We start from the raw sequence: 21,750 nt of genomic DNA on the forward strand, positions 1-21,750 counted from the left end.
TCATTTCATCCCTCCATCCCTATCCCAACCCTGAAGGAAGTTCTCATGACAGATGAAATCGTCATCGTGGCCGCACAACGCACGGCGGTCGGTAAATTCGGCGGCGCGCTCGCCGGCACGGCGGCGCCCGATCTCGGCGCGCATGTGGTGAAGGGCCTGCTGGCCAAGGCCGGCGTGCCCGGCGATGCGGTCTCCGAAGTGATCATGGGCCAGGTGCTCACGGCGGCCTCGGGCCAGAACCCGGCGCGGCAGACGGTCATCAAGGCCGGGCTGCCGATCTGCGTGCCGGGCCTGACCATCAACAAGGTCTGCGGCTCGGGCCTCAAGGCCGTGATGCTGGCGGCGCAGGCCGTGAAGTGCGGCGATGCCGAGATCGTGGTGGCCGGCGGCCAGGAGAACATGAGCGCCGCGCCGCATGCGCTGCCCAACTCGCGCAACGGCCAGCGCATGGGCGACTGGAAGCTGGTCGACACCATGATCGTCGACGGCCTGTGGGACGTCTACAACCAGTACCACATGGGCACCACGGCCGAGAACGTGGCGAAGAAATTCGGCATCACGCGCGAGATGCAGGACGCGCTCGCATTGGCCTCGCAGCAGAAGGCCGCGGCCGCGCAGGACGCGGGCCGCTTCGACGACGAGATCCTGCCCTTCAGCATCGCGCAGAAGAAGGGCGACCCGATCGTCTTCAAGGCCGACGAGTTCGTAAACCGCAAGACGAACGCCGATGCGCTGGCCGGCCTGCGCCCCGCCTTCGACAAGACCGGCTCGGTGACCGCCGGCAATGCCTCGGGCCTGAACGACGGCGCGGCCGCGGTGCTGGTGATGTCGGCCGCGCGCGCCGCGTCGCTGGGCCTGCAGCCGCTGGCCGTGATCCGCGCCTGTGCGAGCGCCGGGCTCGATCCCTCGCTGATGGGCATGGGCCCCGTGCCCGCATCGCAGCTGTGCCTGAAGAAGGCCGGCTGGAAGGCGCAGGACCTCGACCTGATGGAGATCAACGAGGCCTTCGCCGCGCAGGCCTGCGCCGTCAACCAGGAGATGGGCTGGGACACCCGCCGCATCAACGTCAACGGCGGCGCCATCGCCATCGGCCACCCGATCGGCGCGTCCGGCTGCCGCGTGCTGGTGACGCTGCTGCACGAGATGCGCCGCCGCGGCGCGAACAAGGGCCTGGCCTCGCTGTGCATCGGCGGCGGCATGGGCGTGGCCCTTGCTGTCGAGCGAGCCTGAGAACCCATTCTTCAACGACAACAGGAGCAAGAACATGAGCAAGCAACGCGTGGTGCTGGTGACGGGCGGCATGGGCGGCCTGGGCGAGACCATCTCGACCAAGATGGTGGATGCGGGCTACCGGCTCGCGGTGACTTATTCGCCGGGCAACAAGACGCATGCCGAGTGGGTGGCGCAGATGAAGGAGCGTGGCTATGACATCCTCGCCGTGCCCTGCGACGTGGCGGACTTCCCGTCCTGCACGGCAGCGGTGGCCGACGTGGAGCGCCAGCTCGGCCCGGTCGACGTGCTGGTCAACAACGCCGGCATCACGCGCGACACCACCTTCAAGAAGATGGACAAGGTCAACTGGGACGCGGTCATGCGCACCAACCTCGACAGCCTGTTCAACATGACCAAGCAGGTCGCCGACGGCATGGTCGAGCGCGGCTGGGGACGCGTGATCAACGTCTCGTCGGTGAACGGTTCGAAGGGCGCGTTCGGCCAGACCAACTACTCGGCCGCCAAGGCCGGCGTGCACGGCTTCACCAAGGCGCTCGCGCTCGAGGTGGCGAAGAAGAACGTGACCGTCAACACCATCTCGCCCGGCTACATCGGCACCAAGATGGTCACGGCGATTCCGAAGGAAGTGCTCGACAGCAAGATCCTGCCGCACATTCCGGTGGGGCGCCTGGGCAAGCCGGAGGAAGTGGCGGGCCTGATCATCTACCTGGCCTCCGAGGAGGCGGCCTTCGTGACCGGCGCCAACATCGCGATCAACGGCGGCCAGCACATGCAGTGAGCGCAGCACCCTGACAGCGATGCCGAAAGAATAGCCATGGACGCCCTGATCCTGGCCCGCATGCAGTTCGCGGCCAACATCACCTTCCACATCCTGTTCCCGACCATCAGCATCGCGCTGGGCTGGGTGCTGCTGTTCTTCCGGCTGCGCTGGCGCCGCGCGACGCGGCGCGGCGAGCCTGCGCTGGCGCAGGCCTGGCTGGATGCCTACCGCTTCTGGACCAAGGTGTTCGCGCTCAGCTTCGCGCTCGGCGTCGTCAGCGGCATCACCATGAGCTTCCAGTTCGGCACCAACTGGCCGGGCTTCATGGAGAAGGTCGGCAACATCGCCGGCCCGCTGCTCGGCTACGAAGTGCTCACGGCCTTCTTCCTCGAAGCCGGCTTCCTCGGCGTGATGCTGTTCGGCCATGGCAAGGTGAGCGAAGGCGTGCACCTGATGTCGAGCTTCTTCGTCGCCTTCGGCACCACGCTGTCGGCGTTCTGGATCCTGGCGCTGAATTCGTGGATGCAGACGCCGGCCGGCTACGAGATCGTCGATGGCATTTATCACGTGAAGAGCTGGGTCGACGTGATCTTCAACCCGTCATTTCCCTACCGCTTCACGCACATGCTGCTGGCCTCGGCATTGACCTGCGCCTTCCTGCTGACCGGCCTCTCGGCCTGGCAGCTGCTGCGCGGCGTGGGCCGGCGGTCGGCGGCGCCGGTGATGCGCGTCGGCCTCACGCTCGCAGCGATGCTGGTGCCGCTGCAGATCGTGGTCGGCGATGCGCACGGCCTCAACACGCTCGAACACCAGCCGGCCAAGATCGCCGCCATGGAAGGCGTGTGGCAGACCGAGCGCCGCGTGCCGCTCTTGCTGTTCGCGATCCCCGATGCGGCGACGCGCAGCAACCATTTCGAGCTCGCGGTGCCGGGCGTCGCGAGCCTGATCCTCACGCACCAGGCCGATGGCGAGATCAAGGGCCTGAACGAGTTCCCCGACGCGCATCCGCCGCCGTTGCCGCTGTTCTTCGCCTTTCGCATCATGGTCGGCATGGGCCTGCTGATGCTGGCGACCAGCTGGGTCGGCTGGTGGCTGTACCGGCGCGCGAAGTGGCAACCGGCACGCTTGCCGCGCGCGCTGCTCTGGGGCTTCGCATGCATGACCTTCTCGGGCTGGGTCGCGACCGTGGCCGGCTGGTACGTCACCGAGATCGGGCGCCAGCCCTTCATCGTCTATGGCCTGGTGCGCACCGCCGACGTGGCCTCGGCGGTGGCACCCTCGATGATCGGCCTCACGCTGGCGCTGTACGTGACGCTTTACCTGTCCCTGATCGTCGCCTATGTCTCGGTGCTGAAGTACATGGCCGAGAAGCCCGATGCGGTGCTCGAGATCGAGGCCGCCGAAGAGATCGCGACGCCGGCCGGCGCCATCACCGGACAGCTGCCGGCAGGAGCCTCGTCATGACCTGGATGGGCTTCGATGCCGCGCTGCCGGTGATCTTCATGGCGCTGATGGGCGTCTCGATGCTGGTCTATGTGGTCAGCGACGGCTACGATCTCGGCGTCGGCATGCTGATGCACCGCGCCACCGATGCCGAGAAGGACGTGATGGTCGCCTCCATCGGTCCCTTCTGGGATGCCAACGAGACCTGGCTGGTGCTGGGCGTCGGCATCCTGCTGGTCGCGTTCCCGAAGGCGCATGGGCTGGTGCTGGGCGAGCTCTACCTGCCGGTCGCGCTGATGCTGGTCGGGCTCACCTTGCGCGGCGTTGCCTTCGACTTCCGCGTCAAGGCGCGCGACGCGCACAAGCGGACCTGGGACCGCCTCTTCTTCGCCGGCTCGACGCTGGCCTCGGTGGCGCAGGGCTGGATGCTCGGGCGCTATGTGAGCGGCTTCGGCACCGGCTGGAACTTCACGCTGTTCGCGGCCGCCATCGCCGCGGCGCTGCCGATGGCCTACGTGCTGATGGGCGCGGCCTGGCTGATCATGAAGACCGACGGCGAGCTGCAGGCGCGCGCCGTGCAATGGGCGCGCATCGCATGGGCACCGATGATCGGCGGCCTGCTGCTGATCTCGATGGCGACGCCGTGGATCAGCGCGACGGTGCGCGAGCGCTGGTTCGCGCTGCCCGAGATCATCGCGCTGATGGCGATCCCGCTGATGTCCGGCGTGGCCTTGATCGCGGTGGCCGGCGTGCTCAACGTGCGTGCCGTGCGCGGCCCGCTGTGCTGGCTGCCCTTCGCGCTGATGATCGTGGTCTTCGTGCTCGGCTTCCTCGGCCTCGCGTACAGCATCTATCCCTACGTCGTCATCGACAAACTGACCCTCTGGCAGGCCGCCAGCAGCCCGGAGGCGCTCAAGGTCATCGGTGTCGGCGCATGCATTTCGGTGCCGGCCATCGCGGGCTACACGGTGTTCTCCTATCGGGTCTTCCGGGGCAAGATCGGCGAACTCAAATACGCATGAGCGGGGATTGACACTGATGCGTGCGGCGGTGCCTTGTGCGATACACGGTCCCATGCCGTTCGCGCCCGATCTCCGCCCCGCATCCCGCACGGAAGCTTCGCGCCGCTGGCGTGGCCTGCTGCGCTGGTGCGGCGCACTGGCACTCGTCGCGGCCGCGGCCTACGCGGGTCACCGGCTCACGATGCAGGCGAGCCTGAAGAACCTGCGCGAGGCGCAGGAGCATCGTCTCGACATGTTGGCCACCGCGCTCGGCGCCGACCTGGCCCGCTTCGACTACCTGCCGGCCTTGCTGCAGATGACGCCGGTCGTTCCCGCGCTGCTCGATGCGCCGTCCGACGCGCAGCTGCGCGATGCCGTCAACCGCTACCTCGGCGGCGTCAATGCCACGGCGGGCGCGGAGATGCTCTACCTGCTCGATGCCGGCGGCACTTCGCTGGCAGCGTCCGACTGGGACCGGCCCGGCACCACGGTCGGACAGAATTTTTCCTTTCGACCCTATGTGATCGATGCGCTGAGGCTCGGGCGGGGCCGCTTCTACGGCGTCGGCATCACCAGCCGCAAGCCGGGCTACTACCTCTCGTATGCGTTGCGGCGTCGCGAGGGCACGGGTGGCGTGGTCACGGTCAAGGTCAATCTCGAGGAGGACGAACGCGCCTGGCGCAAGCTGCCCGGCGACGTGCTGCTGGTCGATGAGCGTGGCGTCGTCATCCTGTCCACGCGTGACGATCTGAAGTTCAGGCCGTTGGCGCCGCTGGGCGCCGGCCAGCTCGACGAGGTGTTGCGGTCGCGTCCTTACGGTGCAGCGGATCTGATGCCGCTGCGCTGGACGCCCGTGCAGACCCTGGCCGCCGATGCGAGCGTGGCCCTGCTCGACGGCCAGCCCGCGCTCGCATCGGCGCGCATGCTCCCGCAGGCGCCCTGGCGGCTGGTGGTGCTGGACGACCTCGCGCCCGCGCGCGCGGCGGCGCGCTATGGCGCGATCACCGCAAGCCTCGCAATGGCGGTGCTGCTGCTGCTGGCCGTGACCCTGCGCCAGCGCCGGCGCGCGGTGCGCCAGAAGCTGGCGAACCAGGCCGCGCTGCAGGCGGCGCACGACAACCTCGAATCGACCGTCGTCGCGCGCACCGCGCAACTGCGCGCGGCCCAGAGCGAGCTGGTGCATGCCGGCAAGATGTCCGCGCTCGGCCAGATGTCGGCGAGCATGGTGCACGAGCTGAACCAGCCCCTCACCGCGCTGCGCACGCTGTCGGACAGCGCCGGCATCCTGCTCGACCACGACCGCCCCGACGAAGTGCGCGGCAACCTGCAGCGCATCACCGGCATGGTGGACCGCCTGGCACGCCTGACCTCGCAGCTGAAGACCTTTGCCCACAGGAGCGACGCGCCGCTCGCGCCGGTGCCGCTGGCGCGCAGCATCGCCGATGCGCAGGCCCTCGTCGGTGCCGAATCGAAGGCCCATGCGATCGCCGTCGAGGTCGACGTGCAGCCCGCCGGACTCAGCGTCATGGCCGACGCCGCGGGCATCGAAAGCCTGCTGGTCAACCTGATGCGCAACGCGATCGATGCGATGCAGGACGCACCGCGGCGCGTGCTGCGCATCGAGGCCCGGCCGCAGGGCGCACGCGCGATCCTGACGGTCAGCGACACCGGCCCGGGCATCCGCGCCGACATCCTGCCGCGCCTGTTCGAACCCTTCGTCACCAGCAAGTCGGCTGGCGCCGGTCTCGGGCTGGGCCTGGTCATCTCGGCACAATCGGTGCGCGGCGTCGGCGGCACGCTGCAGGCGGCCAACCGCGAAGGCGGCGGCGCCTGCTTCACCGTCGATCTGCCGATCGCCGCAGAACAGGAGTGACCCGACAGTGAGTGAAGCCATTTCCATCCGTGTGCTGCTGATCGAGGACGACGACGACGTGCGCCAGAGCACCGCGCAGGCGCTCACCCTGGCGGGCTTCGCGGTCGAATCGTTCGCGAGCGTCGAGCGCGCACGCGCGCAGATCGTGCTGGGCGCGCCCGTCGTGGTGGTCTGCGACGTGCGTCTGCCCGGCTCGAGCGGCACCGACTGGCTGCCCGAGATCCGCACCATCGACGCCGAGATCCCGGTGATCCTGATCACCGGCCACGGCCACATCGCGATGGCGGTGCATGCGATGCGCGACGGCGCCTACGATTTCATCGAGAAGCCCTTCACCTCCGAGCGCATGAACGCCATCGTGCGCCATGCGGTGGAACGGCGGCAGCTCACGCTGCAGGTGCGCGCGCTGCGCGATGCGCTGGAGAACTGGAGCGGCATCCAGGGCGTGCTGATCGGCCGCTCTGCGCAGATGCAGCAGGTGCGCGCCACCGTCATGACGCTGGCCGGCACCTCGGCGGACGTGCTGATCTACGGCGAGACCGGCACCGGCAAGGAACTGGTCGCGCGCTGCCTGCACGACCATGGCGAGCGGCGCCGGCAGCACTTCGTTCCGCTCAACTGCGGCGGTCTGCCCGAATCGCTCGCCGAGAGCGAACTCTTCGGCCACGAAGCGGGCGCCTTCACGAGCGCCAACCGCGTGCGCATCGGCAAGTTCGAATACGCGCACGGCGGCACGCTGTTCCTCGACGAGATCGAGAGCATGCCGATGGCCGTGCAGATCAAGCTGCTGCGCGCGCTGCAGGAGCGCTGCATCGAACGCATCGGCTCGAACAAGCCCATCCCCTTCGATTGCCGCGTCGTCGCGGCCAGCAAGGACGACCTCAAGTCGCTGAGCGACCAGCAGAAGTTCAGGGCCGACCTGTACTACCGCATCGGCGTCGCCTTCATCGAACTGCCGCCGCTGCGCGAACGGCGTGAGGACATTCCGCTGCTGTTCGAGCACTTCACGCTGCTGGCGGCCAGCCGCTACGAGCGCGCCGCGCCGATGCTCACCCACGCGCAGCTCGCCGATCTGATGGCCTATGCATGGCCCGGCAACGTGCGCGAGCTGCGCAACGTGGCCGACCGCTTCGTGCTCGGCCTCCTCGGCGAACGCCTGACGCAGGCGCGCAGCATGGGCCAGGGGCCATCCGCGCTGCCGCACGGGCTGCCGCAGCAGGTCGAGCATTTCGAGCGCACCGTGATCGTCGAGGAGTTGCGCCGCCATCGCGGCGACCAGCCCGCCACCGCAGGCGCACTCGGCATCGCGCGGCAGACGCTGTACGACAAGCTGCGAAAGCTCGGCGTGTCGGCCGAGGACTTCAAGTGACAACACGCCGCGGCGCTGCGCCGCAATAAAACGAAACACGCCGAAACCGCCGCGAAAGGACTTCGCGGCGCGCGCGCCGCACCATCGGGTCTCCCTGATCGATTCCGATCGTTGTTGTTGAAGGAAGACCCTCATGAAACACTGGTTCAAGCGTTCCCTCTTCGGTATCGCCGGCGCGGCCCTGCTCGCCGGCAGCCTGGCCGGCTGTGCCGGTTCCCGCCACGGCTGGAGCGGCGACTCCGCCGAATTCCGCGCCCGCATCGTCGAGCGCGTCGGCAGCCGGCTCGACCTCGACGCGGTACAGAAGCAGAAGCTCGCCGTGCTGACCGAGAAGATCCAGGCGCAACGCGCGGCACTGCGCGGCGGCGGCGATCCGCGCGCCGAGTTCCGCGCGCTGTTCGCCGGCGCCAAGCTCGACCAGGAGCGCGCGAAGAAGCTGGCCGACGACAAGATGGCGGCGCTGCAGGCGGGCAGTCCTGAAGTGATCGCGGCGGCGGCCGACTTTTTCGACAACCTGAATCCGGCGCAGCAGCAGAAGGTGCGGGAATTCATGGAGCGTGGTCGCCGTTGGAGAGGATAAAGCTCGCCCCCAGGCTTGCCCACTTCGTGTGGCCGCCCACCCCCTGCCGGGGGCAACACCAGCGGCCCGGCGAAGCCGGTTCCACGGTGTTCCCCGAACGGGCCCGGCCTTGCCGGCCGGCCTCATCGTTAGCCACCTCCTTGCTCGTGGGCACAATCGCCTCATGGCTCGCATCCTGCTGATCGACGACGACGCACACCTGGCCGCGCCGCTGGCAAGCTACTTCGCGCGCTTCGACTGCGTGCTCGACAGCGCATCGCGGCCGAGCGAAGGGCTGGCCAAGCTGCGCGCCGAAAGCTACGACGCAGCCATCCTCGACGTCATGCTGCCCGAGATGGACGGCTTCGCGCTGTGCCGCGAGATCCGAAAGGAGAGCGACATCCCGATCGTGATGCTGACCGCGCGCGGCGACGTGATGGACCGCGTGGTGGGCCTCGAGCTGGGCGCCGACGACTACCTGCCCAAGCCCTTCGAGCCGCGCGAGCTGGTGGCGCGGGTGCAGACCATCCTGCGGCGTCAGCGCACGGCGCCGGCGCAGCCCGCATCCGCGCAGCGCCGCGTGTTCGAAGGCCTCGCCATCGACCTCGACAAGCGCGAAGTGCTGCGCCTGGGCGAGCGCGTGGAGCTCACGGGCACCGAGTTCGAGCTGCTCGCGCTGCTGGCCGGCGAGCCGGGCAAGGTCTTCAGCCGCGACGACATCCTCAACCGGCTGCGCGGCCACGAAGCCGATCTCTACACGCGCGCGGTCGACATCGTGGTGAGCCGGCTGCGCAAGAAGCTGGAGCCGCTCGACTGCATCAAGACGCTGCGCAACGCGGGCTATGCGCTCGCGGTCGGAAAGGGCTAGCGCGTGATGCGGCGCGGGCTCGACGCAAGCGCCGGCAGCGGCCGCCGCCGCTGGCGCCATCGCTGGCGCCATTCGTTGCGCCTGCGGCTCGTCACCGTGTTCGTGCTGCTGGCGCTGGCAATGACAGCGGTGTTCATCGCCGGCATGCAGGGCACGTTGGCGGGCGGATGGCGCGAGGCCGGCCGGCCGCTGATCAAGGACTACGTCGATCGCCTGGTCGCCGAGATCGGCACGCCGCCCGATGTCGCGCGGGCCGAGGCGCTGACCACGCGCCTGCCGATCTCGATCCGCATCCAGGGGCCGGTGGTGAACTGGGCATCGCATCCCGGGCGCATGGACCGGCGCGGCTTCGGACCGCGCGGCAACGAGCTGCTCAGCCGCACCACGGCCGACGGCCATCGCATCAGCTTCGGCATCGGCACGCTGCCGTGGCACGAAGGCGCGAGCGGCATCGGCTGGACCACGCTGGCGCTGCTGCTGCTGCTGATCGCCTGCGCGTTCGCCTATGTGCGACGGCTGCTGCGCCCGCTCGACGACATCCGCGAAGGCGCCGAGCGCTTCGGCCGCGGCGCCTTCGACGCGCCGATTCCGCTGCGCCGGCGCGACGAACTGGGCGATCTCGCGCAGCGCATCAACACGATGGCGCACGACCTTCAGGGCATGCTCGATGCCAAGCGCGCGCTGCTGCTGGCATTGAGCCACGAACTGCGTTCGCCGCTGACCCGCGCGCGGCTCAATGCCGAGCTGCTGCCCACCACGCCGGAGGGCCGCACCGAGCGCGAAGCCTTGCTGCGCGACCTGGGCGAGATGCGCGACCTGATCAGCGACCTGCTCGAAAGCGAGCGCCTCGCCAGCCCGCATGCGGCGCTGCATCGCGAGCCGGTCGATCTGGCCGCGCTGGTGGAGGAGGTGCTTGGCGATCTGCCCGGCGGCGCGGACGTGACACGCGAGCTCGCGCCTGGCCTGCCCGTGCTCGCGCTCGACCGCACGCGCACCCGCCTCCTGGTGCGCAACCTGCTGGACAACGCGCTGCGCTACAGCAGCGGCGCCGCGCGGCCGCCGCGCATCGCGCTGCGTGCGGCCGGCGGCGGCATCGCGCTCGAGGTGCGCGACTTCGGCCCCGGCGTCGACGCGGCGCAGCTCGAACGGCTGACCGAGCCTTTCTACCGCACCGACAGCGCGCGCCAGCGCGCGACCGGCGGCGTCGGGCTCGGCATGTACCTGTGCCGGCTGATCGCCGAGGCGCACGGCGGCTCGCTCGCGGTGCGCAATGCGCAGCCGGGGCTGCAGATCGACGTGTCGCTCCACTGACTCGCCGGCACCGAAGCGCGCGCCTGTCGCGTCCGCTACCGTGGTCGTCGCGCGCCGGGGCTAGCATGCGCATCCACCGTCAGCCCCCTCCAAGGAGATCTTCATGAGCAGCAACCTCAGCAACCACCAGGTCCGCCTCGCCAAGCGGCCCGAAGGCCTGGCCACGCGCGACAACTGGCAGTTCACCACCGAGCCGGTCGGCGAGCCGGCCGAGGGCGGCGTGCTCGTCAAGACGCTGTCGCTCTCGCTCGACCCCGCGATGCGCGGCTGGATGAACGAGGGCAAGAGCTACATCGCGCCGGTCGAGATCGGCGCCGTCATGCGCGCGGGCGGCGTCGGCCGCGTGGTGGCCTCGCGCAACCCGGGCTTCGCGGTCGGCGACACGGTCTACGGCACGCTCGGCGTGCAGGAATACCTGCTCGTCGCGCAGGAACAGGTCAAGGGCCTGGCGAAGATCGACCTGCGCGCCGGCTCCATCACGCAATGGCTCAACGTGCTCGGCATGCCCGGCATGACCGGCTACTTCGGCCTGATGGATGTGGGCCAGCCGAAGGCCGGCGAGACGGTCGTCGTCTCGGGCGCGGCCGGCGCGGTCGGCCAGACTGTCGGCCAGCTCGCCAAGATCAAGGGCTGCCGCGCGATCGGCATCGCCGGCGGTCAGGCCAAGTGCGACTGGGTGGTGAAGGAGCTCGGCTTCGATGCGTGCATCGACTACAAGGCCGGCCCCTCGGCCGTGCGCGACGGACTGAAGACGCATTGTCCCAAGGGCATCGACATCTACTTCGACAACGTCGGCGGCGAGATCCTCGACGCGGCACTGGCGCGGCTCGCGCGCGGCGCGCGCATCGTGATCTGCGGCGCGATCAGCCAGTACAACAACACGACGCCGGTGCAGGGTCCGAAGAACTACCTGAGCCTGCTGGTCCACCGCGCGCGCATGCAGGGCATGGTGGTGTTCGACTATGCCGACCGCTATCCCGTGGCCATCGCCGAACTGTCAGGCTACCTGAAGGACGGCCGCATGAAGAGCCGCGAGGACGTGGTCGAGGGCATCGACACGTTCCCCGAAGCGCTGACGCGGCTCTTCACGGGGGAGAACTTCGGCAAGCTGGTGCTGCAGGTGGCGAAGGACTGAGCGCGGTCACGCGCGGATGCGCGAGCCCATCACCGCGGCCGCGATGATCAGCGCGGCGGCGAGCGCGATGCTCCAGCTCAACGGCCGGCCTGTCACGAGCATCAGCAGTGCGGTCGAGGCCAGCGGCGTGATGTAGCTCAGGATGCCGAGCTGGCGCGCATCGCCGCGCTTGAGCGCCATGTCCCAGAAGAAGAAGGCCGCGCCCAGCGGACCGAGGCCGCACAGAACGATCAGCAGCCCGTCGCGCAGCGATAGCGCGGCCGAGGGTTCGAGCAGCACATGGCAAGCCAGCGACAGCACGCCTGAAATCAGTCCGAACAGGCCGATCGCCGTGGTCGGAAACGCCGGCACGCGTTTCGTCCACAGCGAGTAGCTGGCCCAGATGAAGGCCGAGCCCAGCGCCGGCGCGAAGCCCCAGTAACTCACGCCCGCGCCAACTGTCGACGCATCGCCGCCGCGCGCGCCGAGGATCGCGATCGCCGCGCCCGCGAAGCCCAGCAGCGCCGCGACCACGTGCATCGGACGCAGCGACAGGCCCGGCAGCAGCAGCGGCGCCAGCACCACCATGAAGAGCGGCCACAGGTAGTTGACGAGGTTGGCCTCCACCGGCGGCGCATGCCGCAGCGCGATGAAAAGCAGGAAGTGGAATCCGAACAGGCCATAGACGCCGAGTGCCAGCGTGCGCGCCGGGATGGCCCATGCCTGGCGGTCGCGCAGCACCGATGGCCAGCTCAGCACGCTGCCGACCAGCAGCGCCAGCCCCGTGAGCAGGAAAGGCGGCACATGCGAGAGCGCGGTGCCGAAGGAGGCGAGCGAGGCCCAGAGGGCGATGGCGACGAGGGCGTTCAGCGTGGGCGACATGAATTCAATCAAAGCCGAAGCAGCAGCGCCGAGGCGGCGCAGACCAGAAGAAAGGGAATGCTGATGCGATGGAATTCGCGCAGCCCGTGCGGCACCTTCGCGAGTCGCAGCGCGATCAGATTGGCCAGCGAGCCCAGCACGCAGCCGAAGCCGCCCACGCTCACGCCGGCGGCCAGCGCCGGCAGGTCGTGCACGTAGCGGTCGAGCAGGATCGCGGCCGGCACGTTGCTGATGAACTGCGAGCTCACGATCGCCGCGAGGTAGGCGCGCCAGCCTTCGGCGATCGGCCATGCCTGCAGCAGCGCCGAGACCGCGGGAAGATCCGCCAGCTGCCGCAGGTCGACGAACATCAGCGCGATGATCGCCAGCAGCGCCCAGTCGATGCCGAGCAGCACGCGCGGCCGAAAGAGCAGGAAGGCGGCGAGCACCACGCCGAGTCCGGCCAACAGCCAGTGCCGATCGAGCGCGACCACGAAGCCGATGAAGAGCGCGCCCGACAGCGCGAGCAGCCGCGGCTGCACCGGCGTCGCATCGGCCGATGGCTTGAGCGCGATCGGCGTGCGCGGCACCAGCAGCCAGACGGCGACGAAGAGCCAGAACAGCATCACCGCGACCGTCGGCGCCATCATGGTGATGAAGCCCGCGAAGCTTTCGCCGGAGCGGTGCCAGAGATAGAGGTTCTGCGGATTGCCGATCGGCGTCAGCGCCGAGCCGGCATTGACGGCCAGCGCTTCGAGCACCACCAGCCGCCCCAGCGGCAGATGGGCCTGCGCCGCCAGCACGCGCGTGAGCGGCACCAGCAGGAACAGGCTCACGTCGTTGGTGACCAGCGCCGACAGCAGGGCCGCGCTGGCGGTGAGCATCAGCGCCAGTCCGCGCAGATGGGTCGCGCGCGCGAGCAGCCGCTGCGCGGCCGCCTGCAGCATGCCGCTCTGCTCGACGCCCTGCGTGATGGCCAGCAGGCCGGCCAGTGCGCCGAGGGTCTGCCAGTCGATCAGCTTCGGATAGTCGGGCAGTGCACGCGGACGCAGGATCGCGAAGCCGATCGCGACCAGCACCAGAACCCACAGCAGCCCGTTGCCGCCGCCGCCGTGCTCGGACGGCTGCGGGGCAGCCTCAGCGCGCGTCACGTTCACGCAGTTCGCGCTTGAGCACCTTGCCGATGGCACTGCGCGGAAGCTCGTCGATGTACTGCAGGCGCGCGAGGCGCTGGGTCTTGCCGACTTGCGCGTGGGTCCATTGCAGCAGCGCCTCGGCGCTGGTGTCGTCGCCGGCATGCCGCACGACGAAGGCCACCGGCGTCTCGCCCCATTGCACGGAAGGCACGCCGACGACGGCGACGTCGGCCACCGCCGCGTGCCCGCGCAGCACGGCTTCGAGATCGCTCGGATAGATGTTGAAGCCGCCGCTGATGATCATGTCCTTCTTGCGATCGAAGAGCACGAGGAAGCCGTCCTCGTCGAAGCGGCCGACGTCGCCGGTGCGAATGAAGCGTTTGCCGTCGGGGTCGAACCACTCGGCCTCGCGCGTGCGCTCCGGCTGGCGGTGGTAGCCCACCATCATGCCGGCTGAATGGCCCACCACCTCGCCTGCTTCGCCGCGTGCGACCTCGCGGCCTGCATCGTCGATCAGCCGGATGTCGCTGCCCTCGGCCGGCCGGCCCACGGTGTGCAGCTTGGTCGGGTGCAGGTGCGCCTCGAGGATGCAGGTGCCGCCGCCTTCGGTCATGCCGTAGAACTCGATCAGGCCGCCGGGCCAGCGCTTCAGCACGTCGGCCTTGAGCGCGGCGTTGAAAGGCGCGCTGGTGCTGAACTTGGCGTGGAAGCTCGACAGGTCGAAGGTGTCGAAATCGGGATGCGCCATCAGCCGCTGGTACTGCACGGGCACCAGCATCGTGTGGGTCACGCGATGGTGCTGCGCCAGCTTCAGGTAGCCGGCGGCATCGAACTTGGGCATCAGCACGACGCAGCCGCCATAGGCGATCGTCGGGAAGAAAACGACCAGCGTGGTGTTGGCGTAGAGCGGCGTGGACAGCAGCGTGACCGTGTCCGGTCCATAGCCGTACTTTGCGCCGCGCCGCACGTGCGCCCAGCGCATGCCGTGGCCCTGCACGATGCCCTTGGGCTCGCCGGTGGTGCCGGAGGAATAGATGATGTTGAAGGGCGAGGTGGACTGCAGTGCGACCGCTGCGGGCCGCGCTTCGGCGGGTGCCAGCCAGGCGTCGAAGTCGGCGCCGGCTGCTGATCCGTCGAGCGCGATGCGGGGGATGGCGCCGTCGCCGGCCGCTGCGATGAGTTCGGCCGCGGCCGCATCGACGAACAGGATGCGCGCCTCGGCGTCGTCGATCATGCGCGCCAGGCTGGCCGCGGTCGAGCCGGGCGCCAGCGGCGCGACCGCCACGCCGGCCCGCAGCGCGCCGAGGAACAACGCTGCATAGGTCACGCTCGAGGCGGCGCAGATCGCGATCGCATCACCGGCCTGCAGGCCGTCGCGCTGCAGGCTGGTGGCGATCCGGTCCATCAGCGCGTCGAGCGCGCCCCAACTCAGTTCGCGTGTCGCATCGACCAGCGCAGGCCGCTCGGGCCGATGCTGCGCCTGGAGCCGGACCAGGTCGGCGATCAGATTGAAGTCGCGGTCCATCGCCGCCAGGATCGGGCTCATGCCGCTTCCAAGAAAATATGCATGGTCCGCAGGATATCTCTCGCATGACAAGAACGGGTATCTCGAAGGCTTACTCAGCCATCTGCGGCTCCGAATTCAGAGCCGCGCCACGTTCTACATGCTCGGCGAAGCGAGGTGCATCGATGTTCGTGCCGCAAACGAGCAGCCCGACCCGCATGCCGTCGAGTTGCGCCTTCAGCGGCCCGAACAACGCCGCCGTGGCCGCGGCGGCGGCCGGCTCGGCCACGAGCTTCATGTCGCGGAACAGCCAATGCATTGCGCGCGCGAGTTCGTCGTCCGACACACGCACGATCGCGTCGACATACCGCTGACATAGGCTGAAGCTGTAAGGCAGCGTGTACGGCGCACCCAGGCTGTCGGCGATGGTGGCGACGCGCTCCAGTGTCTGCGTGTGGCCAGCATGGAAGCTGCGGTACATCGCGTCCGCTCCGAAAGGCTCGACGCCCAGCACGATGCAATCCGGATTGATCTGCTTCACCGCTGCGGCGATCCCGCCGATCAGGCCACCGCCGCCGACGGGCACCACGACCGCATCCAGCTGCGGCACCTGGCGCATCAGCTCAAGGCCGACAGTGGCGGTTCCCTGCGCGATCTGCGGCCCGTCGAAAGGATGGACCATGGTGCGGCCTTCCTCGTCGACCCAGCGCCTCGCGAGCGCAAATGCCTCGTGCACCGTGTCAGTCAGGTGGACTTCTGCGGCATGGGCTTTGCAGGCGGCAATGCGCACCGGGCTGGCATGGCGCGGCATCGCCAGTCTGGCGTGGGTGCCGACGGAATGGGCGGCATATGCCACCGCTATCGCATGGTTGCCTGCGCTCGCGGCCGCCACACCCTGGCGAAGCGCAGGCGCATCGAGCGAGGCCACGCAGTTCATGGCGCCGCGCAGCTTGAAGCTGCCGGTGTGCTGAAAAAGCTCCAGCTTGAGCCAGACCCGGGTCGAGGGCTTGAGCACCTGCTCGACGATGCCGGACTGCCAGCGCCACACGGGTGTTTCGACGATCAGGCCGTCGAGGCGCTTGGCGGTTTGCTGGATCTCGTGCAGCGAGGGCCCGTCAGCGACGCTGGACGTGCACGCGTCCTTGAACAATGAATTCATCCAAAAATCTCCATTCGAGTTGAATCGGCGAGCGTTCTCGCCGTGCCTGGTGCGGTCGGATCGCCGAGCACCGGCCGAGGCCGTAGCTCAACGACCCAGGCAAATTCGAATGGAGAAGTCCCGCACCGCACCGTGCATGCGAGAGACGCGCGCAGCGGCGCATCGCAAGCAGTCGGGGTGGAGGGGACAGGGGGTCACGCGCAATTTATCGCAGCTGGAACAGGGTCAATTGCGCGTCGTGTCAGGTACCCCGGCGGCGTGCGCCTGCTGGTCGGCGTGGTAGCTCGAACGCACCATCGCGCCGACGGCCGCGTGGCTGAAGCCCATCTTGTAGGCCTCGTCCTCGAACATCTTGAACGTATCGGGATGCACGTAGCGGCGCACCGGCAAATGGCTGCTGCTGGGCGCGAGGTACTGGCCGATGGTCAGCATGTCGATGCCGTGCGCGCGCATGTCGCGCATCACCTGCAGAATCTCGTCGTCGGTCTCGCCGAGGCCGACCATGATGCCGCTCTTGGTCGGCACCTCGGGGTGCAGTGCCTTGAATTTCCTGAGCAGGTTGAGGCTGAACTGGTAGTCGCTGCCGGGGCGCGCTTCCTTGTAGAGGCGCGGCGCGGTCTCGAGGTTGTGGTTCATCACGTCCGGCGGCGCGGCCTTGAGGATCTCGAGCGCGCGGTCGTCGCGGCCGCGGAAGTCGGGCACCAGGATCTCGATCTGCGTCTGCGGCGAGAGCTCCCGGATGTTTCGGATGCAGTCGACGAAGTGCTGGCTGCCGCCGTCGCGCAGGTCGTCGCGGTCGACGCTGGTGATGACGACGTATTTGAGGCGCAGCTTCGCGATGGTCTTCGCGAGGTTGAGCGGCTCGTCCTTGTCGAGCGGATCGGGCCGGCCGTGGCCGACGTCGCAGAACGGGCAGCGCCGCGTGCACTTGTCGCCCATGATCATGAAGGTGGCGGTGCCGTTGCCGAAGCACTCGCCGATGTTGGGGCAGGAGGCCTCTTCGCAGACGGTGTGCAGATTGCTCTCGCGCAGGATCTGCTTGATCTCGTAGAAGCGGGTGGTGGGGCTGCCGGCGCGCACGCGGATCCAGTCGGGCTTCTTGAGCACCTCGCCCTGGACCACCTTGACCGGGATGCGTGACAGCTTGGCCGCGGCTTTCTGCTTGGCCAGGGGGTTGTAGTTCTCGGCGCTCTGTGCGTCGCGGACAACGTCGAAGGTGCTCATGACTTCCTTGTCGGGGCTCAGGGTGCGAGGTAGACACCGAGCTTGTTGCCCAGCACCCGCGCCGCTTCGTCCCAGGTTGTTTGAACGCCGATTGTAGAAAGGTCGACGGTTTTCAGGCCCGCGTAGCCGCAGGGGTTGATGCGCGAGAAGGGTTCCAGGTCCATCGCGACGTTGAGCGCGACGCCGTGGTAGGTGCAATGGCGGCTGACCTTGATGCCGAGCGCGGCGATCTTGCCGAGACCGCGGAACGGGTCCAAAGCCATCATCGGGCCGGTGAGCGCCGCATGCGAGAACGGATCGTCGAGCCGCACGTAGATGCCCGGCGCGCCCGCGACGCGATGGCCCGTGACGCCGAAGTGCGCCAGTGTGCGGATCACGGATTCCTCGATCCGGTAGACGTACTCCTTCACGTAGTAGCCGGCGCGGCGCAGGTCGATCAGCGGATAGGCGACCACCTGGCCGGGGCCGTGGTAGGTGACCTGGCCGCCGCGGTCGGTCTGGACCACGGGGATGTCGCCCGGGTTCAGCACATGGCCGGCCTTGCCGGCCAGGCCCTGCGTGTAGACCGGCGCGTGCTCGCAGATCCAGAGCGCATCGGCGACCTCGGGCGTGCGGGCCTGGGTCATGCGCTGCATGGCCTCGAAGGTCGAGGCGTAATCGGCGCGGCCGAGCAGCTCGACCTGCAGGCCCGTGCTCAGAGCACCACCTTCACCATCGGATGCGCGGACAGCGCCATGTAGATGGCATCGAGCTGCTCGCGGCTGGTGGCGGTGACGGTGACGGTCACGCCCAGGTAGTTGCCGGCCTTGCTGTTGCGCAGTTCGATGGTGCTGGCATCGAAGTTGGGATCGAAGCGTTCGGCGATGGCGGTGATGGCGTGCACGAAGCCGTCGGCCTTGGCGCCCATCACCTTGATCGGGAACTGCGAGGGGTATTCGATCAGCGATTCCTTGCGCGCGTCCACCGGCGCGCCGGGTTCTGTGTCGGGCGAAATGCTCATGCGGGAACTCCCTTGTCTTGCGTGCTGCGCTGCTTGGCCCGCTGGTAGCCGGCATACAGTGCCTGGTAGATCGCACCCGGACGGCCGCTGCCGATGGTCTGGCCGTCGAGCGCGACGACCGGCAGCACTTCCTTGCTGGCCGAGGACAGCAGCAACTCGTCGGCGCCGAATACTTCGTCGCGCGCGATGCGCCGCAGCGAAAACGGGATGCCGGCGTCGGCGCAAAGCCTTTCGATCAGCCCGTAGCGAATGCCGGCGAGCACCAGCTCGTCCTTGGGCGGACCGCTGACCGTACCGTCCTTCACGACCCAGACGTTGCTGGACGACGCCTCGCTGAGCCAGTCGCCGCGGAACATGATGGTTTCGGCCGCTCCGGCCTCCACGCTGATCTGGCGTGCCAGCACGGCGCCGAGCAGACTGGTGCTCTTGATGTGCGCCTTCTGCCAGCGGAAGTCGTGCGCGGTGACGCAGGCGACGCCCGCGGCGCGCACGGCGTCGGAGATCGGCTTCTGGGGGTTGATCATCGCGAAGACCGTCGGCGTCAGGCCCTTGGGCATCGCGTGGTCGCGCGGCGCGACGCCGCGTGTGACCTGGAAGTACACGGCCTGCGCGCCGCTGCGCGCAGCCGGCGCACTCGCCTCGATCAGCCGCATCGCCACCTCGCGCCACTGTGCATGGGTGAGCGGGTTCGCGATGCGCAACTCGGCCAGCGAGCGGTCGAGGCGCGCCATGTGCTCCTCGAAGCCGAAAGGCTGGCCGCCATAGGCAGGCACGACCTCGTAGACGCCGTCGCCGAAGATGAAGCCGCGGTCGAGCACGCTGACTTTCGCATCGCGCAACGGCGTGTAGTCGCCGTCGAGGTAGCACAGGGACTCGGGGAGGGCGTCGAGGATCGGATGCATGAGCAATTATGGTGGGGGCATGCCGGCGCTTTCCAAGCGCGCCGCCATGGCCGCGTCGATGGCCGAGCCTCTTTTCCGAGTCGGGCGCAGGAACATGCCGGAGAGCGAGTGTTTTTTATTTATAATCAATGGCTTTGTCAAAATCTGGGTCGTCATCCGGGCTTCATTCGAAATGAAAACAATCGCCCGAGATGCCCTGAATGCGAGAGTCCCTGAGGAAGTTCAGGACCCGGACGATGACTTCAAGCCGCTGACAGCCGATGAGGCTCGGCGGCTGCGCGACAGGAAGCCATCGATCTCGCCTTGGCGCGTGATCGCGGTTCAGGTCGTTGGGGGGCTGCTGGTGGCATTGGTCACCTGGGGTCTGACGGGAAGGCAAAATCTGGGGTGGTCCGCCGGATACGGTGCGCTGGCAGTGGTCGTTCCCGCTGCGGTCTTCGCACGGGGGCTGACTGGACGGTTTTCATCCCTGAATCCGGGCACTGCGATGTTCGGATTCCTTTTGTGGGAAATGGTCAAGATGGCCTTGACGGTGGCAATGCTGATTGCCGCGCCAAGGCTGATTACGGCGCTGAGCTGGCCGGCGATGCTGATCGGCTTGGTGGTGACAATGAAGGCAGCTTGGGTGGCGGTGATGCTGGCCCCCAGGCGCCTGAAACTGAGAGACGAGTAAACGGATGGCTGCTGAAAACGCTGCGGAACAAGGTCAGACCGCTGGTGAATACATCATTCACCATCTGACGTATTTTCAAAGCCACAAGCCTTCGGGCGTCGTCGACTTCACGGTCTTCAACTTCGATTCGCTGTTCTTCTCGATCCTGCTGGGCGTGATCGGCTGCTGGCTGCTCTGGCTCGGCGCGCGCAAGGCGACGTCGGGCGCGCCGGGCCGCTTCCAGGCCGCGGTGGAAATCCTGGTCGAGATGGTCGACAACCAGGCCAAGGGTCTGGTCCACAACGCGGTCAGCCGCAAGTTCGTCGCGCCGCTGGGCCTCACGATCTTCGTCTGGATCATGCTGCTCAATGCGATGGACCTGTTCCCGGTCGACCTGTTCCCCGCCCTCTGGGGCAAGGTCGTCGGCGCCACCGGCGAAGATCCTCACCACGCCTACCTGCGGGTCGTGCCCACCGCCGACCTCTCGGTCTGCATGGGCCTGTCGGTCTCGATCCTGCTGATCTGCTTTTATTACAACGTCAAGATCAAGGGCGCCGGCGGCTGGGCCCATGAACTCGTCACCGCGCCTTTCGGCACCAGCAAGAACCCGATCGTCGCGATCGTCCTCGGCATCTGCAACTTCGCGATGCAGATGGTCGAGTTCGTCGCCAAGACCGTGTCGCACGGCATGCGGTTGTTCGGCAACATGTATGCCGGCGAGCTGATCTTCCTGCTGATCGCCCTGATGGGCGGCGCCTGGACCGCCTCGGCGACCGGCGTGGGTCTGGCCATCGGCCACATCATCGCCGGCACGGCCTGGGCGATCTTCCACATCCTGATCATCACCATCCAGGCTTTCGTCTTCATGATGCTGGCACTGGTGTACATCGGTCAGGCACACGACCACCACTGACCCGCTTTTTCTCGCGTTTTCCTTTCTCTTCAATCAACCAAAGTCCTCTAGGAGTCATCATGGAAGTTATCAGCTTTGTCGCACTGGCCGCCGGCCTGATCATCGGTCTGGGCGCGGTCGGCGCGTGTATCGGGATCGGCATCATGGGCAGCAAGTACCTCGAATCCGCTGCACGCCAACCCGAGCTGATGGGTGAACTGCAAACCAAGATGTTCCTGCTGGCCGGCCTGATCGACGCCGCGTTCATCATCGGTACCGGTGTCGCCCTGTGGTTCGCCACGGCCAACCCGTTCCTGTCGCAAATCGCCAACCTGCCGAAGTAAGGCTTTCCCGTCGGACCCGCGTCGTCATTCCCGCGGAACGGCTTAGGTCAATCCCAAAGAGGGTGAAAAGTGAGCATTACCGGTACCCTGATCGTTCAGATGATCGTGTTCCTGATTCTGATCGGGTTCACGATGAAGTTCGTGTGGCCGCCGATCGCCAAGGCACTGGACGAGCGCGCCCATAAGATCGCCGAAGGGCTGGCAGCCGCCGAGAAGGCGAAGTCCGAACTGTCCGCCGCCAACAAGCGCGTCGAAGTCGAACTGGGCCAGGCGCGCAACGAGTCCGCGCAGCGTCTGGCCGATGCCGAACGCCGTGGCCAGGCCATCGTCGAAGAGGCCAAGGCCCGCGCCACCGAAGAAGGCAACAAGATCGTCGCGGCCGCCCGGGTCGAGGCCGAGCAGCAGGCCGTGAAGGCGCGCGAGGCGCTGCGCGAGCAGGTCGCCGCACTGGCCGTCAAGGGCGCCGAGCAGATCCTGCGCAAGGAAGTGAATCCGGCCGTCCACGCCGATTTGCTGGCCCGCCTGCAGACCGAACTCTGATCGCC

At 67.9% G+C, this 21,750-nt stretch carries 22 protein-coding genes; 14 read left to right on the forward strand and 8 right to left on the reverse strand.

Going from position 1 to position 21,750, the window contains the following annotated elements:
* Positions 1-45 precede the first annotated feature (45 nt).
* The 10 genes from WDLP6_RS01775 (at position 46) to WDLP6_RS01820 (ending at position 11,552) form a co-directional block, all read left to right on the forward strand.
* Positions 46-1,230, forward strand: a complete 1,185-nt coding sequence (locus WDLP6_RS01775) for an acetyl-CoA C-acetyltransferase (protein ID WP_162590957.1) — start codon at positions 46-48, stop codon at positions 1,228-1,230.
* Between the two features lie 34 nt (positions 1,231-1,264).
* The gene (phbB, locus tag WDLP6_RS01780; protein ID WP_162565465.1) at positions 1,265-2,011 is read left to right on the forward strand and encodes an acetoacetyl-CoA reductase; all 747 of its coding nucleotides are present in this window, start codon (positions 1,265-1,267) and stop codon (positions 2,009-2,011) included.
* A gap of 36 nt (positions 2,012-2,047) precedes the next feature.
* Positions 2,048-3,457: a cytochrome ubiquinol oxidase subunit I gene (locus WDLP6_RS01785; RefSeq protein WP_174259838.1), complete on the forward strand. Its 1,410-nt coding sequence runs from the start codon at positions 2,048-2,050 to the stop codon at positions 3,455-3,457.
* A 5-nt stretch (positions 3,458-3,462) separates the two neighbouring features.
* On the forward strand, positions 3,463-4,458 hold the full coding sequence (locus WDLP6_RS01790; protein WP_197910205.1) for a cytochrome d ubiquinol oxidase subunit II: 996 nt from the start codon (positions 3,463-3,465) through the stop codon (positions 4,456-4,458).
* Between the two features lie 52 nt (positions 4,459-4,510).
* A complete protein-coding gene (locus WDLP6_RS01795) occupies positions 4,511-6,310 on the forward strand; it encodes a sensor histidine kinase (RefSeq protein WP_162590959.1) in 1,800 nt (599 codons plus the stop codon).
* A 7-nt stretch (positions 6,311-6,317) separates the two neighbouring features.
* Positions 6,318-7,679 (forward strand): sigma-54-dependent transcriptional regulator, encoded by a 1,362-nt coding sequence (locus tag WDLP6_RS01800; RefSeq protein ID WP_162565468.1) that lies wholly within the window; start codon positions 6,318-6,320, stop codon positions 7,677-7,679.
* A 133-nt stretch (positions 7,680-7,812) separates the two neighbouring features.
* Complete coding sequence (locus WDLP6_RS01805) at positions 7,813-8,259, forward strand: Spy/CpxP family protein refolding chaperone (protein WP_162590960.1); 447 nt, start codon at positions 7,813-7,815, stop codon at positions 8,257-8,259.
* Between the two features lie 163 nt (positions 8,260-8,422).
* Positions 8,423-9,106 (forward strand): response regulator transcription factor, encoded by a 684-nt coding sequence (locus WDLP6_RS01810; RefSeq protein ID WP_162590961.1) that lies wholly within the window; start codon positions 8,423-8,425, stop codon positions 9,104-9,106.
* Positions 9,107-9,112: 6 nt separating this feature from the next.
* The gene (locus WDLP6_RS01815; RefSeq protein WP_162590962.1) at positions 9,113-10,417 is read left to right on the forward strand and encodes a HAMP domain-containing sensor histidine kinase; all 1,305 of its coding nucleotides are present in this window, start codon (positions 9,113-9,115) and stop codon (positions 10,415-10,417) included.
* A gap of 103 nt (positions 10,418-10,520) precedes the next feature.
* A complete protein-coding gene (locus tag WDLP6_RS01820; protein WP_162590963.1) occupies positions 10,521-11,552 on the forward strand; it encodes an NADP-dependent oxidoreductase in 1,032 nt (343 codons plus the stop codon).
* A 6-nt stretch (positions 11,553-11,558) separates the two neighbouring features.
* Here the strand turns inward: WDLP6_RS01820 and WDLP6_RS01825 are convergent, their stop codons facing one another.
* The 8 genes from WDLP6_RS01825 to WDLP6_RS01855 form a co-directional block, all read right to left on the reverse strand.
* Positions 11,559-12,413, reverse strand: a complete 855-nt coding sequence (locus WDLP6_RS01825; protein ID WP_162590964.1) for a DMT family transporter — start codon at positions 12,411-12,413, stop codon at positions 11,559-11,561.
* A gap of 8 nt (positions 12,414-12,421) precedes the next feature.
* A complete protein-coding gene (locus tag WDLP6_RS01830) occupies positions 12,422-13,549 on the reverse strand; it encodes an SLC13 family permease (protein WP_232076936.1) in 1,128 nt (375 codons plus the stop codon).
* Positions 13,530-15,074: a class I adenylate-forming enzyme family protein gene (locus tag WDLP6_RS34965; RefSeq protein ID WP_162590966.1), complete on the reverse strand. Its 1,545-nt coding sequence runs from the start codon at positions 15,072-15,074 to the stop codon at positions 13,530-13,532. The genes WDLP6_RS01830 and WDLP6_RS34965 overlap by 20 nt, the downstream gene beginning before the upstream one ends.
* A 70-nt stretch (positions 15,075-15,144) precedes the next feature.
* Positions 15,145-16,191, reverse strand: coding sequence for a threonine ammonia-lyase (locus WDLP6_RS01835; RefSeq protein ID WP_162590967.1), 1,047 nt, complete (start codon positions 16,189-16,191; stop codon positions 15,145-15,147).
* A 225-nt stretch (positions 16,192-16,416) separates the two neighbouring features.
* Positions 16,417-17,415, reverse strand: coding sequence for a lipoyl synthase (gene lipA, locus WDLP6_RS01840; RefSeq protein ID WP_162590968.1), 999 nt, complete (start codon positions 17,413-17,415; stop codon positions 16,417-16,419).
* A 17-nt stretch (positions 17,416-17,432) separates the two neighbouring features.
* The gene (gene lipB, locus WDLP6_RS01845) at positions 17,433-18,101 is read right to left on the reverse strand and encodes a lipoyl(octanoyl) transferase LipB (RefSeq protein WP_443083441.1); all 669 of its coding nucleotides are present in this window, start codon (positions 18,099-18,101) and stop codon (positions 17,433-17,435) included.
* An 8-nt stretch (positions 18,102-18,109) separates the two neighbouring features.
* A complete protein-coding gene (locus WDLP6_RS01850; RefSeq protein ID WP_162590969.1) occupies positions 18,110-18,415 on the reverse strand; it encodes a YbeD family protein in 306 nt (101 codons plus the stop codon).
* On the reverse strand, positions 18,412-19,317 hold the full coding sequence (locus tag WDLP6_RS01855; RefSeq protein ID WP_162590970.1) for a D-amino acid aminotransferase: 906 nt from the start codon (positions 19,315-19,317) through the stop codon (positions 18,412-18,414). The genes WDLP6_RS01850 and WDLP6_RS01855 overlap by 4 nt, the downstream gene beginning before the upstream one ends.
* Positions 19,318-19,489: 172 nt before the next feature.
* Between WDLP6_RS01855 and WDLP6_RS01860 the strand changes: the two genes are divergently transcribed.
* From WDLP6_RS01860 to WDLP6_RS01875, 4 genes are all read left to right on the forward strand, one after another.
* The gene (locus tag WDLP6_RS01860; protein ID WP_162570306.1) at positions 19,490-19,990 is read left to right on the forward strand and encodes an ATP synthase subunit I; all 501 of its coding nucleotides are present in this window, start codon (positions 19,490-19,492) and stop codon (positions 19,988-19,990) included.
* Positions 19,991-19,994: 4 nt separating this feature from the next.
* Positions 19,995-20,882 (forward strand): F0F1 ATP synthase subunit A, encoded by an 888-nt coding sequence (gene atpB, locus WDLP6_RS01865; RefSeq protein ID WP_162590971.1) that lies wholly within the window; start codon positions 19,995-19,997, stop codon positions 20,880-20,882.
* A 59-nt stretch (positions 20,883-20,941) separates the two neighbouring features.
* The gene (gene atpE / locus WDLP6_RS01870) at positions 20,942-21,205 is read left to right on the forward strand and encodes a F0F1 ATP synthase subunit C (protein WP_162565481.1); all 264 of its coding nucleotides are present in this window, start codon (positions 20,942-20,944) and stop codon (positions 21,203-21,205) included.
* A gap of 69 nt (positions 21,206-21,274) precedes the next feature.
* The gene (locus WDLP6_RS01875; protein ID WP_162565482.1) at positions 21,275-21,745 is read left to right on the forward strand and encodes a F0F1 ATP synthase subunit B; all 471 of its coding nucleotides are present in this window, start codon (positions 21,275-21,277) and stop codon (positions 21,743-21,745) included.
* The last annotated feature ends 5 nt before the right edge of the window (positions 21,746-21,750 follow it).

The organism is Variovorax sp. PBL-E5 (assembly GCF_901827185.1).
Classification (GTDB): Bacteria; Pseudomonadota; Gammaproteobacteria; order Burkholderiales; family Burkholderiaceae_C; genus Variovorax.

Excerpts from the sequence above, each read along its gene's own strand:
- WDLP6_RS01775 (WP_162590957.1), top strand. The coding sequence starts at position 46 with ATGACAGATGAAATCGTCATCGTGGCCGCACAACGCACGGCGGTCGGT.
- WDLP6_RS01825 (WP_162590964.1), bottom strand. The coding sequence starts at position 12,413 with ATGTCGCCCACGCTGAACGCCCTCGTCGCCATCGCCCTCTGGGCCTCG.
- WDLP6_RS01815 (WP_162590962.1), top strand. The coding sequence starts at position 9,113 with ATGCGGCGCGGGCTCGACGCAAGCGCCGGCAGCGGCCGCCGCCGCTGG.
- WDLP6_RS01795 (WP_162590959.1), top strand. The coding sequence starts at position 4,511 with ATGCCGTTCGCGCCCGATCTCCGCCCCGCATCCCGCACGGAAGCTTCG.
- WDLP6_RS01790 (WP_197910205.1), top strand. The coding sequence starts at position 3,463 with ATGGGCTTCGATGCCGCGCTGCCGGTGATCTTCATGGCGCTGATGGGC.
- WDLP6_RS01805 (WP_162590960.1), top strand. The coding sequence starts at position 7,813 with ATGAAACACTGGTTCAAGCGTTCCCTCTTCGGTATCGCCGGCGCGGCC.
- WDLP6_RS01860 (WP_162570306.1), top strand. The coding sequence starts at position 19,490 with ATGAAAACAATCGCCCGAGATGCCCTGAATGCGAGAGTCCCTGAGGAA.
- WDLP6_RS01855 (WP_162590970.1), bottom strand. The coding sequence starts at position 19,317 with ATGCATCCGATCCTCGACGCCCTCCCCGAGTCCCTGTGCTACCTCGAC.
- WDLP6_RS34965 (WP_162590966.1), bottom strand. The coding sequence starts at position 15,074 with ATGAGCCCGATCCTGGCGGCGATGGACCGCGACTTCAATCTGATCGCC.
- WDLP6_RS01820 (WP_162590963.1), top strand. The coding sequence starts at position 10,521 with ATGAGCAGCAACCTCAGCAACCACCAGGTCCGCCTCGCCAAGCGGCCC.
- atpE (WP_162565481.1), top strand. The coding sequence starts at position 20,942 with ATGGAAGTTATCAGCTTTGTCGCACTGGCCGCCGGCCTGATCATCGGT.
- WDLP6_RS01810 (WP_162590961.1), top strand. The coding sequence starts at position 8,423 with ATGGCTCGCATCCTGCTGATCGACGACGACGCACACCTGGCCGCGCCG.
- WDLP6_RS01835 (WP_162590967.1), bottom strand. The coding sequence starts at position 16,191 with ATGAATTCATTGTTCAAGGACGCGTGCACGTCCAGCGTCGCTGACGGG.
- WDLP6_RS01785 (WP_174259838.1), top strand. The coding sequence starts at position 2,048 with ATGGACGCCCTGATCCTGGCCCGCATGCAGTTCGCGGCCAACATCACC.
- lipA (WP_162590968.1), bottom strand. The coding sequence starts at position 17,415 with ATGAGCACCTTCGACGTTGTCCGCGACGCACAGAGCGCCGAGAACTAC.
- WDLP6_RS01850 (WP_162590969.1), bottom strand. The coding sequence starts at position 18,415 with ATGAGCATTTCGCCCGACACAGAACCCGGCGCGCCGGTGGACGCGCGC.
- phbB (WP_162565465.1), top strand. The coding sequence starts at position 1,265 with ATGAGCAAGCAACGCGTGGTGCTGGTGACGGGCGGCATGGGCGGCCTG.
- atpB (WP_162590971.1), top strand. The coding sequence starts at position 19,995 with ATGGCTGCTGAAAACGCTGCGGAACAAGGTCAGACCGCTGGTGAATAC.